The 12,933-nt window shown below is 35.0% G+C and carries 12 protein-coding genes; 2 read left to right on the forward strand and 10 right to left on the reverse strand.

Annotation, left to right across the window (positions count from 1 at the left end):
* Positions 1-65 precede the first annotated feature (65 nt).
* The 5 genes from ACWGOQ_RS01005 to ACWGOQ_RS01025 all read right to left on the reverse strand — a co-directional run bounded on the left by ACWGOQ_RS01005 (position 66) and on the right by ACWGOQ_RS01025 (position 7,067).
* Positions 66-1,205, reverse strand: a complete 1,140-nt coding sequence (locus ACWGOQ_RS01005) for an aminotransferase class V-fold PLP-dependent enzyme (protein ID WP_452056686.1) — start codon at positions 1,203-1,205, stop codon at positions 66-68.
* Positions 1,206-1,214: 9 nt separating this feature from the next.
* Entirely contained in the window at positions 1,215-1,853 is a 639-nt protein-coding gene (gene pdeM, locus ACWGOQ_RS01010; protein ID WP_452056687.1) for a ligase-associated DNA damage response endonuclease PdeM, read from the reverse strand.
* A 68-nt stretch (positions 1,854-1,921) separates the two neighbouring features.
* Positions 1,922-4,390: a ligase-associated DNA damage response DEXH box helicase gene (locus ACWGOQ_RS01015; RefSeq protein ID WP_452056688.1), complete on the reverse strand. Its 2,469-nt coding sequence runs from the start codon at positions 4,388-4,390 to the stop codon at positions 1,922-1,924.
* Positions 4,387-6,042 carry an ATP-dependent DNA ligase gene (locus ACWGOQ_RS01020; protein ID WP_452056689.1) on the reverse strand — a complete coding sequence of 552 codons (1,656 nt, stop codon included), beginning with the start codon at positions 6,040-6,042 and terminating at the stop codon, positions 4,387-4,389. The genes ACWGOQ_RS01015 and ACWGOQ_RS01020 overlap by 4 nt, the downstream gene beginning before the upstream one ends.
* The gene (locus tag ACWGOQ_RS01025) at positions 6,039-7,067 is read right to left on the reverse strand and encodes a ligase-associated DNA damage response exonuclease (protein WP_452056690.1); all 1,029 of its coding nucleotides are present in this window, start codon (positions 7,065-7,067) and stop codon (positions 6,039-6,041) included. The genes ACWGOQ_RS01020 and ACWGOQ_RS01025 overlap by 4 nt, the downstream gene beginning before the upstream one ends.
* A 269-nt stretch (positions 7,068-7,336) precedes the next feature.
* Here ACWGOQ_RS01025 and ACWGOQ_RS01030 point away from each other — a divergent pair, with 269 nt between their 5' ends.
* Positions 7,337-7,768 (forward strand): TerB family tellurite resistance protein, encoded by a 432-nt coding sequence (locus tag ACWGOQ_RS01030; RefSeq protein ID WP_452056691.1) that lies wholly within the window; start codon positions 7,337-7,339, stop codon positions 7,766-7,768.
* Positions 7,769-7,803: 35 nt separating this feature from the next.
* Here the strand turns inward: ACWGOQ_RS01030 and ACWGOQ_RS01035 are convergent, their stop codons facing one another.
* The 5 genes from ACWGOQ_RS01035 to fbp form a co-directional block, all read right to left on the reverse strand.
* Complete coding sequence (locus tag ACWGOQ_RS01035; protein ID WP_452056692.1) at positions 7,804-9,342, reverse strand: ATP-binding response regulator; 1,539 nt, start codon at positions 9,340-9,342, stop codon at positions 7,804-7,806.
* A gap of 4 nt (positions 9,343-9,346) precedes the next feature.
* Positions 9,347-9,838, reverse strand: coding sequence for a Rab family GTPase (locus ACWGOQ_RS01040; protein ID WP_452056693.1), 492 nt, complete (start codon positions 9,836-9,838; stop codon positions 9,347-9,349).
* Positions 9,825-10,649 (reverse strand): cell envelope biogenesis protein OmpA, encoded by an 825-nt coding sequence (locus ACWGOQ_RS01045; protein WP_452056694.1) that lies wholly within the window; start codon positions 10,647-10,649, stop codon positions 9,825-9,827. Before ACWGOQ_RS01045 ends, ACWGOQ_RS01040 begins: the two co-directional genes overlap by 14 nt.
* Positions 10,650-10,666: 17 nt before the next feature.
* The gene (locus tag ACWGOQ_RS01050) at positions 10,667-11,020 is read right to left on the reverse strand and encodes a fructose 1,6-bisphosphatase (RefSeq protein ID WP_452056695.1); all 354 of its coding nucleotides are present in this window, start codon (positions 11,018-11,020) and stop codon (positions 10,667-10,669) included.
* 219 nt (positions 11,021-11,239) lie between these two features.
* On the reverse strand, positions 11,240-12,241 hold the full coding sequence (gene fbp, locus ACWGOQ_RS01055; RefSeq protein ID WP_452057199.1) for a class 1 fructose-bisphosphatase: 1,002 nt from the start codon (positions 12,239-12,241) through the stop codon (positions 11,240-11,242).
* Positions 12,242-12,416: 175 nt separating this feature from the next.
* Between fbp and ACWGOQ_RS01060 the strand changes: the two genes are divergently transcribed.
* Positions 12,417-12,896: a GNAT family N-acetyltransferase gene (locus tag ACWGOQ_RS01060; protein WP_452056696.1), complete on the forward strand. Its 480-nt coding sequence runs from the start codon at positions 12,417-12,419 to the stop codon at positions 12,894-12,896.
* Positions 12,897-12,933: the final 37 nt, after the last annotated feature.

Consider the following 12,933-nt stretch of genomic DNA (forward strand, 5'->3'; position numbering starts at 1 on the left):
CCTATTTTAAAATTAGGGGTATTTTTTTACAGGGTTTAACGTAAACGAATTAATCATTGTTCCAATCAAAAGCAGCTTATTAGTTTATCAAAATCACCCTCTGTATTATAGAGGTTACAAGATATCCTGATTGCATTGCCACGAAACGAAGCGAAGATTTGTTTTTCTTTTAGCTTGGTTTTTAACTCCTCGTCATTTATGTTTTTTGGAAGATAGATTCCAAAGAGATGATGTGCTCTGTAGTAGTCATCTTCTACAAAGCAACCTAATTCTCTAAGTTTTTGAACAGTACGATTCGAAATACCCTTTGCATATTTCTGAATATTTTTTGGTTGCCATTTGATTAGCTGTTCGATAGCTTTAATCATCATGGGTGTTAATATAAAGTTACTGGATTCTCCAACAGAATACCTCGCTGCTTTTTCCTTATATCGATCTTCATAATTTGTAAGACCAGAGAAATCTTCACTGTTATATCGATTCATCCAGTTATGTTCGATTGGTGTGCCGTTATTAAAAGCATCACTGTAATACGCCATTCCAATTGAGTATGGACCTAATAACCATTTATAACCACCACAAATCAGCGCATCAGGTTCAGTTTCTTGTACAGAAAATGGTAAAGCACCAACACTTTGGGTTCCATCAATAACTAACATCGCCCGTGCTGCTTTTGATTTTTCCCGAATTGCCTTAAGATCAAATAAAGTTCCATCAGCCCAATGAACGTGGGGTAATGCTATAACTGCAGTATTCTCTGTAATAGATTTTAATATATTTTCGTTCCATACTTTTCCACGGTTTTGGAAGCTTTTTGGTGGGTTAACTATTTTGATGATTGCCTCATATTTCTTTGCAACTTCTTGCCATATATAAACATTACTAGGAAACTGTTCATCAACTAAAATGATCTCATCTCCTTTTTTGATGGGAATATTATTAGCGGCATTAGCAATTCCATAAGATACAGAAGGAATGATGGCGGTGTTTTTGTAATCAGGAGCATCAATCAGCGTAGCAAAACGTTGTCTTAGCGTTTCTTTTTGAGTAAAGAAATCTTTTGGTAAAATTTCGTTAGGGTGTGCTTTTTTCTTAACGGATTGTAAACCTACTTCAGTCACTGATTTTAATTGCGGAGACATATAGGCTCCGTTGAGATATATTATTTCTGGGGATAGATCAAAAAGATGTTTTTGAAGTTGCATACGATGATTTTAGTGAGATACTAAAATAACTTCTTTATCGGTCATGGCAAAAACTTTATCATTTTCTGCAGGTTCCAGAATATAAATACCGGTAAATTCTCCAAAAGCAGGTATAATCATTTGATTGGGTTTCAGGAAAAAACAAGGTAATTTTATACTCTGTTTTCCGAGTCCCTGTAGTCGTATACCAGGGTGAATATGCCCACAAAAGTTAAATAGACTTTCTCTTTCCTCCGGATGATGAGTCAATAAAAAATCATCAAGAATTAATTCTGTACCGGTGGTTACCCCTAATTTTTCATACTTGTGCTCAGAAATGATGTCGTGATTTCCGGTGATAAGAATAATCTTGGCTTCTTGATCATTTCTCCAAGATGTAAAAAGATTCCATTCCGTATTTATATAACTATGAAACAGGTCTCCTAGGAAACATATAGTATCTGGATTGAAAAAGTCAATAACGGTATCCAGTTGTTCAAAATTTTTTAATATTGCTTTTGAAGGAACAGCACTCCCGTGTTTTCTGAAATGAGAAATTTTGCCCAGATGAACATCTGCGATTAATAGTATATTTCTCTCTTTCCAAAAAACAACCCCACAAGGATGTAGTATGAATGATTGCTGATGTATTGTTATTAGTTGCGTCATTATTTTTTCAAAAGTATGCTTCTACTAGAATACATCAAAAGTAATTATATATCAATTGATCTCAGTGGCTACCTTTTATTGAGAATAGCAACCATCCTTTTGATACGATCTTCTAACTTTTCACTGGATAATTTTTCTCGTAATCGATCAGTAATAATGGGAAATGAGAAAGGAGTAGCTTTTTTACATGATTTCCAAACTATTGTCTGGTTTTCTATTCTTTCCAAGGCTTTTTGAAGGCGACCTTCTTCCAGCTGATGTTCAAATGTTTCTATAAAAGCCTGTTGAAACAATAGATTTTCAGGCTCATAATCCTTAAAAACATCAAACAGTAATTGTGAGCTTGATTGCAGGTGTTTGCTCTTGATCATTTTATCGGGATAACCAGTGAAGACCATGCCTGATATGACTGCAATATCCCTAAATTTACGTCGTGCCATTTCTGTAGCATTTAAACTCTTCTGAAGATCGCTATGCATATGAGAGGTTGTAAAAAGATCATTATCAATTACTTGTTGTATATCAATCTCTTGATCGGATAATAACTCAAAACCATAATCATTAAAAGCGATGGAGAATGAGATAGGAGAGAGCAAACTAATGCGATATGCTAACAGGCTTCCTAAGGCTTCATGAACAAAGCGACCTTCAAAAGGATAGAAGATAGCGTGGTATCCTTCTCTTGTTTTAAATGTCTCGATCAAAAACTCATCAGATCCAGGTATAATACTTTCTAATTGTTGTCTTTCAAAAATATGTGATAGTGCCTTTAACTCTACTGATAACGGTTGCGTACTTTGTGGAGAGACTTTATAAAGTTCATTTCTTAACAATTCAGACATTTGAGAAGTTAATGTTAGTCGCCCGCCCATCCAACTAGGGATTTTTGAAGTTTTTTTTGAAGATTTTCGGACGAGAACCTGCATTTCTTTAATACGTACTAGTTCGAGGTTTCTACCTGCAAAGGTAAACACATCACCAGGTGTTAGTTTTGAGACAAACCACTCCTCAATACTCCCTATATATCCTCCTTTCATATATTTTACCATAAGAACAGCATCACTTACAATGGTTCCTATCTGAAGACGATGTCGCATAGCAACCGCCCTACTATTTACCTTAAACAATCCATCTTCCAGAATTTCAACTTTTTTATACTCATCATATTTTTGCAAACTTTGACTCCCTATGGTAATAAAGTTTAGGATCCATCTCCAGTCATCTTCAGAGATAGCCTGATAACAAAATGTGCTTTTAATTTCTTGATAAATATCAGCAGGGTAAAAACCATCAGATACTGCCAATGTAGTAAGATATTGAATTAATACATCATAACTGTTAATGTAAGGAGTGCGATCTTCTACTGCCTGATGTTTTACAGCTTGCTGTAAGGCCGAAGCTTCGATTAATTCAATGGCATGAGTAGGGAGAAAATAGATCATACTGGTTTTTCCCGGTTGGTGTCCACTACGACCGGCACGTTGTAAAAATCGAGCTACACCTTTAGGACCTCCAATTTGTATAATGGTTTCAACCGGAGCAAAATCAACGCCTAAGTCTAAGCTAGACGTACAAACCACAGCTTTTAAGGATTCATTACGGATTGCTTGTTCTACCCATAAGCGGGTTTCTTTATTAATACTCCCGTGGTGCATAGCCATTTCTCCTGCAAACTCTGGATATCTTTGTAAAATTCTTTGAAACCAAATTTCGCATTGACTTCGGGTATTGGTAAAAAGCAAAGTGGTTGTACTTTTTTTGATAATAGGAACCACCTCATCCAAAAGATGAATACCTAAATGACCTCGCCAGGGAAATGTTTCCATGGTATCAGGAATAATACTTTTTACCTTTATTTTTTTTTGAATGTTAGCCTTAATTAATACTGAATTCTGAAGCGCCTCGGATTTGTGCCCTAATAATACTTCTTGCGCCTGATCAAGATTGCCGATAGTTGCAGAAATCCCCCAAATTCTTAAGTTTTTTGATATCGTTTTTAATCGTGATAAAGCCAACTCGATCTGGACACCTCTTTTAGTACCTAATAATTCGTGCCATTCATCAATAATGATGGCATAGCAGTCCTTAAATGTCTTATCATATCCTTTTGAGGCGAGGAGTAATTGTAAACTTTCCGGAGTAGTAATTAACAAGTCCGGCATTGCTCTTTTCTGTGCCGCTCGTTCTTTTGTAGAAGTATCTCCGGTTCTTATGCCCACTGTTAGCTGGGTGTCTAGATCATCGGCAAATCTTTCTGCTGCCTGTTTTATTTCTTGTGATAATGCTCTAAGTGGAGTGATCCAAATAGCCTTTAATCCTTTTTTATGCTTAACTTTATAGTCAGGGTTTTTTTTAATGTACAGAAGAACTATCGGAATCCATAAAGCATATGTTTTTCCACTTCCGGTTGGAGCATTCAATAGCCCGTTTTTATTTTGTAAAAAAGCCTTCCAACTGTTTTTTTGAAACGGAAATGACTTCCAGTCTTGTTGTATAAACCAAGATTCAGCGATATAAAAAAGTTCTTTTTGTGTCATATTTCTTTCACTGCATTCGGAATCAACAATTTCAAATCTTCTAATGAATTAGCTTGTTCGATTTTTTTATCCTTCCGCCAACGTAAAATTCTAGGAAAGCGAGTAGCAACGCCACTTTTATGTCTTTTGGATAGAGCAATGCCTTCAAAAGCAATTTCAAAAACTAATTCTGGAGTTACGCTTCGTACTGGTCCATAGCGTTCTAAGGTGTGTGCTTTGATAAACTTATCAACTTGTTTAAACTCTGTATCAGTAAGACCAGAATATGCTTTTGCAAAAGTAACCAATTCGGTTTTTTCGTCATTCCATAATCCAAAAGTATAATCGGTAAACAAATTCGATCGGCGACCGTGTCCTCTCATCGCATAGGTTAAAACGGCATCGATCGTTAGAGGATCTACCTTCCATTTCCACCAGTCCCCTTTTTTCCGACCTACCAAATAAGGTGAATTTTTTCTTTTCAACATTAAACCTTCAGAATGTAGGTCACGTGATCGTTCACGTTCTGTAGCTACTTCCTGCCAGGAAGTAAAACTCATTTTTTCTGATAGATGCAGAGGAATGGTTTTGATTTGTTTTTCAATTGATCCATCTGCCGATAGGATAGGCTCAGCTTGATGAATTTGATGATAAAGTTTTTCTAGAATTTCTCTTCTTTCAGAAAACGGCAGGTTTCTAATATCTTTTCCTTGCCATTCTAAAATATCATAGGCCTTTAGAATTACCGGCGTTTTTTGAAGCAAATTTTTGGAGACATTCTTTCTCCCTATTCTGGTTTGTAAATCATTAAAAGTTCCGATTTCTCCGTTCGGAAAGGGTAGGATTTCTCCGTCAAGGACGGTGCCATCAGGTATACGATTTAAAAACTCCTGAAATTCCGGGTATTTATCAGTTACCAGTTCTTCACCACGACTCCATACAAAAAGTTCCTTATTTCTTATGATCGCTTGTGCTCTGATTCCATCCCATTTGTGTTCTGCATACCAATCTTCAACATTACCTAAGTCTGAAACTTCATTTTCCATGGCATACGCAAGATAGAAGGGGTAGGGTTTAGAAAGAAAATCAGATTCTTTTTCTTCTAAAACTAAATCTTGAAACGAAATCGTATTAGGATCCCAGTTTCCCATTAATTTGTATGCTAAAATATCTTCGTCAATCTGAGTAGCTTTTGAAAGGGCTCTGGTCATTAGCTTTTGGCTGACACCAATTCTAAAGCTTCCTGTAATGAGTTTAGTAAACACAAATCGTTCATAATAATTGAGAGATTTCCAGTTCTGAAGGAGATATTCTTTTTTAACGGTATCCTCTTGCTTCTTTAAGGCAATAATTTCTTCTAGAAAGGTGGTCAAACTTTTTTGTGAGGTCTCATAAGAGGCTGGGATAACCAAAGCTATAGTTTCTGCCAAGTCACCTACGATATGGTAGGATTCTTCAAAAAGCCATAGAGGGATATTGGCCAGTTCAGAAGCCCAATGTCTCAGTAATGTTGTATTTACAGGTCTTGGCGGACGTCTATGAGAAAGTATAGCGATAGTCCAAACCTTATCTTTTGTAGGTGCCTGCTCGAAATAGGAGGCTAGCGCGGCCACTTTAACATTTGTTTTATTGGTGCTGTCCAGCGTTTTAATCAGGTCTGCAAATAACTTCATTCTATAACCTCACCTTCTTTTTTGGTTTCCATTTCTTCAAGTTCTCCTTCATATTGAGTTTTTTCGGTACGGGCATCATATCCAAGCTCTCGTAAATATTTTGAGAAAATATCAGTATAACCGTGAGTGCTGATAATCTTAGTAGCTCCTGTTTCCTGAATAGCAGTTAACAACCCACTCCAGTCGCAGTGGTCAGATAGCACAAAACCTTTGTCTATAGCTCTTCTGCGTCTGGCACCTCTAAAAGCCATCCAACCACTGGCAGAAGCCGTGACGTATGGCACCATTTTTCTTATCCAGGGGGATCCATGAGCACTGGGGGGAGCAATAACAATATTCCCCAGTAAGTCGTTTTTCTTTGTGTCTCTTGCAATGAGGGTAGTTTTAGGAAAATCAATCATCGGTCGTATAACATTCGTCATATTTTCTATAGCTCCGTGTGTGAAAATTTGACCAATTTCAGGGTTTAGATATTTGAGTAGACGTTGTGCTTTCCCCAGAGAATATCCAAATAGAATAGAGGTTTTTCCTTCAGCTTTATTTTCAGCCCACCATTGGTTGATATCTTTAAATACTTCGGTTTGTGGAGTCCATTTAAATGCGGGCAAGCCAAAAGTACATTCGGTGATAAACGTATGACATTGTATAGGTTCGTATGGGATAGCCACGCCATCATTTTCAATTTTATAATCTCCTGTAAAAACCCAGACCTCTCCTTTATGCTCTACTCTGATCTGCGAACTTCCGATTATATGACCGGCAGGATGAAAACTGAATTTCACATTGTTGATAAAAAATGTTTCATTATAATTTTTACCACTTACGTTAATATCTCCCAATCGATGCTTAATAATAGGAACATTGGTATGGTGTGTAATGTATTGTTTGTGTCCCCACCTGCTATGATCTGCATGACCATGTGTGATTATGGCTTTGTTTACAGGTTTCCAAGGATCCAAATACACCTTTGCAGCCTCACAATAAATCCCTTTTTCGGTAAAAGCTAATAAAGGCTTTTTACTCATAATGATATCCTAAATTGAAATAACATCAGAAAGTTAATTATAAGATTTTATACATACGCACGTTTTTGAAAATATTAGGAACTGTTATACTTATTTTAAATAATCTATTAAAGTATTTTTTACGAAGTATAAGAGGTAAGATGTTTTTCTGACAGATAAGTATCTATAGCTGTTTACAAGGAATATGTTAGGATTGTAAAAATCTGGTATTTTAAATTTTAAAAGGTGAAGAGTTTAGTTATATTTGCGGCAAATTAAAAAAGTACATAATGTCTATATCTGATTTATTTGATAGTGGTTTTCAAAAACGAAATCAAGACCATTTTGCTGCCATTGTTAGAGTGGCTATGAGTGACGGAGTAATAACGGATGAAGAGAAAGCATTCTTAGATCGACTAGCTCGAAATCTTAATATTTCTGAAAACGATTACAAGGAAATTTTAAAGGACTATGCTTCCCGGCCTATCAATCCTCCTACGGGTTATGATGCACGATTAGAGAGGCTTTTTGATTTAGCAAGAATGGTGTATGCTGATAAAATAAAAGGACAAGATCAAGTTATTTTATTAGAAAAGCTATGCATCGGGTTAGGTTTTAATTCAGATAATGCTAAAGGTATTGTCGATAAGGCACTTTCTTTAGTTGATCAAGGAGTAGATGGCGATACTTTTGTAGAAGAGATAAAAAAAATGAAGAAATAGTTTTTCTAATTCAATCACTATAAAAAAAGCCGCTTTTATGAAGCGGCTTTTTTAGCTATTTGTTTTACTATTTTGTACAGTAAATCTTCTTGTTCAAATGGTTTGGCGATAAAGTCATCCATTCCGGACCGAAGACACTTGTCTCTTTCTATTTGACTCGATTTTGCAGTAAAACCAATGATAGGTACTTCAGAAATTACCTTATCTCCATAATTATTTCGGATCATATGTGTTGCCTGATAACCATCAATCTTAGTTAGTTTAAGATCCATTAAGACTAAATCATAGTTTCTTCTTTCGATGTAATTAATAGCCTCTTCTCCATTGATTGCTACATCTACAAAAAAACGGCCGTGACGAATCAATATTTTCATAATCAAAAATTGAGTAGCTTCTTCATCCTCAACTACCAGTACCCTAAACTTCTTTTTAGATGCGGGCAGACTGTATTTTTTCTTTTTCTTTTCGGGAGCAGATTTTGTAATCTCAAATTTGAATGGTAATTTAATGTCGAATGTTGTGCCTTTTTCAGGTTGGCTCGACACTTTAATTTCTCCACCAAGTAGGTCAACCAAATCTTTTACAATAGCCAAACCCAATCCGGTACCCGACACCTGTTTGTCCTCATTAAAGCGAGTAAATCTGTCAAAAATAGTTGAAAGATTTTCTTTTTGTATCCCGAGTCCTGTATCTGTAATCTTAAAACTGATACTTAATTTATTGGTGCGTTGATAATTTTTAGTTATTGAAAGCCCCACACTACCTTCTTCCGTAAACTTAAAAGCATTATTGAGAATGTTATTTAAAATCTGAAAAACACGTGTGCTATCACCGATAAGATATTCCTGTATATTATTGTCTATATAGGTTTCAAAATGTATTCCTTTTTCCTCGGCCAGCTTTGAATATGTTTCTTTAAAACCTTCTATGATATTGGTGAACAGAAACTTTTCTTCAATAATTTTAATTTTACCAGACTCTATTTTAGCAATATCTACCATATCCTCAATCAAGGTATTGAGGTGTAAGCTTTGTCGTTTTATAATCCTCGCTAGCTCTTCTTGTTCAAAGTTTAAGCTCGTCTTTTCCAGAACTTCTATAAATCCTAAAATACTAGTTAGTGGGGTTCTGATCTCGTGATTGATATTAGAAATAAAACTATTTTTGAATTTCTCCTTTTCAAGTAGGAACCGATTTTTAAGTTCTAATTCTTTTGCTCTGAGGATTGATTCATTTTTTTGCTGAGCAATTTTATTGAGCTCATGATATTTAGAAGTATAATCAAATAAAAGTATAGTAACCTCTTCAGAATTTATTATAATGGTAGTGTCGCATATTTTTTCTTGATTTGTATCTTCGAGATGTATACAAGGAAAGTCATATGTAGTTTCTTCTTTTTCAAAAACCTCAATAAAACTCTTTACTATTTCAAAAAATGGATGGGCATCATATATTGACGTTGCTACTTTCCACTTGAATACATTGGTGTCAGTTTCTTTAATCATACCATTAAGATCAACAATAATATGTTGAGTTCTTTGATTATGTAGCAACACCTTTTCTTGATATGTCATCACTTTATGTTGTTATTTCCTCGGCAAGATCCAGGAAGAAGTCCTGCACATTTTTATTTGTCTTAGCACTGGTTAAGCAATCAAATGCAATATGCTGTTGTTCTAATTTCTTTATGGTATCTTTTTCATTAACCAAATCCAGTTTATTACCAATAACTTTGATCTTTACTTTATTGTGGTTTTTGGATAAATAAGCTAGGTCTTCATTCAAATCCTTGTACGTTTCGATCCTGGTTAGGTCAAATACATAGATAAATGCACTCGACCCAAGTAAGTAGGATTTTCTGGTATCTTCGATGTCAGTATGACCCTCAGTGTCCCAAATGATCATGGAAAGTTCGCGACCATCGGGCAGTTCAATTACTTTCTTTTTAATTTGAACCCCAAGTGTAACTTTATAATCTTCAGAAAATTGGTTGTTAATAAAACGCCTGAACAAAGACGTTTTTCCAACTCCAAAGTGTCCTAAAAGCACTACTTTTTTAGACAATTTCATCTTCAAAATGTTTTTTTAATTTTTTAGTAAAAAGCTCGCTATTTTCTAAATCCTTCTTAGAAATATGATGCTGGGCAAAATCGATAATTTGATCTTCCAGCACTTCCTTGAACATTATATTGTATGCTCCAGAAATAACAGCGGCAATATAGTAAGAATAAAAATTTTGCACATGGATCGTGTATAGCTCATATTCAATAGCTTCCAAGTTTTGATTCCCGCCTCGAAAAGCATCTTCTACAAAACTCTTTATAGCAGTTAGCATCCCTGCAACCATATCCTTGTCTATTGTATTATCAGGTAAAGGGCTGTAATCTGATATTAATAGTCCAGAGTCTTTTTCGACAACGAACATTTGAATTAATCTTGGTTTTCCATAATCCGATAGGGCCAGATCACCGTCACTAATTCCGTTTGCTCTGGCTTTCGTTCGTCTGAACCAATTTTTAAAAGAAAATGCTTGTCTCGTTTTTTTATTGATGTTTTCGCTTAATAGTTTTATTTCGTGAGCTATGTATTTCTTGATCATTTTACCAATGATTGGAAACAATGCTTCTACAACAGCATCCTGCGAGTTTTTGATTTCTTCTTTTAAAGCAGCAGTAATAGTTGGCCCCAACGTTTTAGGAATTTCCTGAACAAACTCCTCTAATTTGTCATCTATGATAGGATCAACCTTATTTGAAAGTTCTTGTTTCTGATAAACGATTTTACTGAGCGCATCAACTTTTTTAGCAATGGAGTCTGCATATTCTTTCTCCTCAGTAAGAAGAAGTTCTTTAAGTATCTTAAGTTTATCCTGCTCTTCCATAATCTTGGATGGACGGATTACTTCTTATTGATTTTTTCTCCCATGGCAATCAGGAGATCACCTAATGTTTTTCTATCCACTTTTTTATCATCTAGCATTTCAACTTTATCCGCCAGATTATCTTCTAATTCTGTAATTCTGATATTTATATCAGTGCTAAGATTATCAATGGCCTGATTTAATTCTTTGCTAGTATCTTCGATAAAATCCCTTAGTTCCTGTCGTTTTGCAGCGATATCCTTTTTTACTGCCTCAAACTCAGAATTATAGGCAGCGATATTCTCTCCGAAGATCAAGTTTTTTATTGCTTCTATTTTTGAAGAAGGATCGTTTGCCACTTTTTCTTCAACAGCCTTATTTTCTTTCGCCATTTTTGGTCAATTTATGTTGTTGTTTTACAAGCTATACGTAAATTTAACATAAAAACCTCTAAAATTAGGTATATAGACGGATAATGTTAAAAGTTCTTTATTTTTATATCCATTACATGTTTATGAGTACAACCAGTTTAAAAAAGTGTAGAGAGTAGCTTTTCGGAGTTCTTGTTGTAAAGAATATATTGATTAGAGAAATAGGGGTATTTATGAGTACTATTTTTTCATAAATGAGGCGGCTTTTTTTACCATATTTTTACTTCCACAAATAAAAGGAGTACGCTGGTGTAATTCTGTAGGTTTGATTTCCAAAATTCTTCTGAATCCATCGATGGCTGATCCTCCGGCTTGTTCTGCAATAAACGCCATCGGATTGCATTCATATAATAACCGAAGTTTTCCGTTAGGAGATTTAGATGTGCTTGGATACATATAAATCCCACCTTTTATCATATTACGATGTATATCGCTTACCAGAGAACCGATATATCTGGAAGTATAGGGGCGATCTTCCTTCTCTTCCTGGCAGTATTTAATATAATCTTTAATTCCTTGTGGAAAATGAACATAATTACCCTCGTTTACAGAGTAAATATTTCCATCCTCAGGAAATGTCATATTAGGATGTGATAAATAGTAAGTTCCCAGAGCGGGATTCAATGTAAAACCATTAACACCGTGTCCCGTGGTATATACTAGCATAGTAGAAGTTCCATAAATAATATAACCGGCTGCTACTTGTAAATTACCTGGTTGCAAAAAGTCATCCAATGTTACAGGTGTCCCTGTTGGCGTCACTCTTCGGTAGATGGAAAAAATCGTTCCAACCGAAACATTGACATCTATGTTAGAACTACCATCAAGTGGATCCATAAGAACAACATAATTATTTCTATGGTCACTTTTTTGTCCTTTGATAGTAATGAAGTCATCATTTTCTTCAGAAGCAATACCGCAAACAATTTCCCTGTTGGTAAGTGTATTAATAAAGGTTTCGTTTGCTAGAACATCTAGTTTTTGTTGGTCTTCTCCTTGTATATTAGTTTCTCCGATTGCTCCGGTAATATCAACTAAACCAGCTTTATTTACTTGGTGATTAACCATTTTTGCAGCAAGACGAATCGAATTGATCAATCGGGAAAGTTCTCCACTGGCATAAGGAAAATCTTTTTGGTTTTCAATAATAAATTCTCCTAGGGTTTGGTTTTTTCCGGCCATATTGGTTACGTTGATTTGGTGCAAAAGTATTATTTTTTAGACAACTATAACGTTTTCGTGCTTCTAATTTGTCATTTTTTTGAAGAATTATAAAAACCTAAACTAGCGATACATAAGATTATAAAATTGTCTGGTTTCTGATACATATTTTATAGTTTTGACAAACTTTTGATCTATGGACTATATAATTAGAGATGCAGTGGCCAAAGATATGCCACAAGTACTTTCACTTATTGAAGAGTTAGCGGTGTTTGAAAACGAACCAGATGCTGTAGAAGTTACAACTGAAGAACTTGTTAGGGATGGTTTTGGAAAACAACCATTATTTCATTGTTTTGTTGCTCAGACTAAAAATGAAATTGTAGGTTTGGCATTGGTGTATTTTAGGTTTTCAACCTGGAAAGGAAAAACAGTACATTTAGAAGATCTAATTGTTAGAGAATCTAAGAGAGGAACCGGTATAGGAATGGCACTGTATAAAAGGGTTATGAGGTATGCAAAAGAGCAAGGTGTAAAAAGAGTAGAATGGAATGTGTTGGATTGGAACAAACCTGCTATAAATTTTTATCTTAAAAGCGGTGCCAAAATTTTAGAAGGATGGCAAGTGGTGCAAATGGATGAAGAAGGATTAAACGTATTTGTTTCAAAAACTTAATAGAGAGCTCTTGGAATTAGAATAAAACATTAAATTA

The organism is Aquimarina ulvae (genome assembly GCF_053613295.3).

What these genes read in the sequence shown, in the direction of transcription:
- ACWGOQ_RS01005 (WP_452056686.1), bottom strand. Translation starts at nt 1,205, where the DNA reads ATGCAACTTCAAAAACATCTTTTTGATCTATCCCCAGAAATAATATAT.
- pdeM (WP_452056687.1), bottom strand. Translation starts at nt 1,853, where the DNA reads ATGACGCAACTAATAACAATACATCAGCAATCATTCATACTACATCCT.
- ACWGOQ_RS01015 (WP_452056688.1), bottom strand. Translation starts at nt 4,390, where the DNA reads ATGACACAAAAAGAACTTTTTTATATCGCTGAATCTTGGTTTATACAA.
- ACWGOQ_RS01020 (WP_452056689.1), bottom strand. Translation starts at nt 6,042, where the DNA reads ATGAAGTTATTTGCAGACCTGATTAAAACGCTGGACAGCACCAATAAA.
- ACWGOQ_RS01025 (WP_452056690.1), bottom strand. Translation starts at nt 7,067, where the DNA reads ATGAGTAAAAAGCCTTTATTAGCTTTTACCGAAAAAGGGATTTATTGT.
- ACWGOQ_RS01030 (WP_452056691.1), top strand. Translation starts at nt 7,337, where the DNA reads ATGTCTATATCTGATTTATTTGATAGTGGTTTTCAAAAACGAAATCAA.
- ACWGOQ_RS01035 (WP_452056692.1), bottom strand. Translation starts at nt 9,342, where the DNA reads ATGACATATCAAGAAAAGGTGTTGCTACATAATCAAAGAACTCAACAT.
- ACWGOQ_RS01040 (WP_452056693.1), bottom strand. Translation starts at nt 9,838, where the DNA reads ATGAAATTGTCTAAAAAAGTAGTGCTTTTAGGACACTTTGGAGTTGGA.
- ACWGOQ_RS01045 (WP_452056694.1), bottom strand. Translation starts at nt 10,649, where the DNA reads ATGGAAGAGCAGGATAAACTTAAGATACTTAAAGAACTTCTTCTTACT.
- ACWGOQ_RS01050 (WP_452056695.1), bottom strand. Translation starts at nt 11,020, where the DNA reads ATGGCGAAAGAAAATAAGGCTGTTGAAGAAAAAGTGGCAAACGATCCT.
- fbp (WP_452057199.1), bottom strand. Translation starts at nt 12,241, where the DNA reads ATGGCCGGAAAAAACCAAACCCTAGGAGAATTTATTATTGAAAACCAA.
- ACWGOQ_RS01060 (WP_452056696.1), top strand. Translation starts at nt 12,417, where the DNA reads ATGGACTATATAATTAGAGATGCAGTGGCCAAAGATATGCCACAAGTA.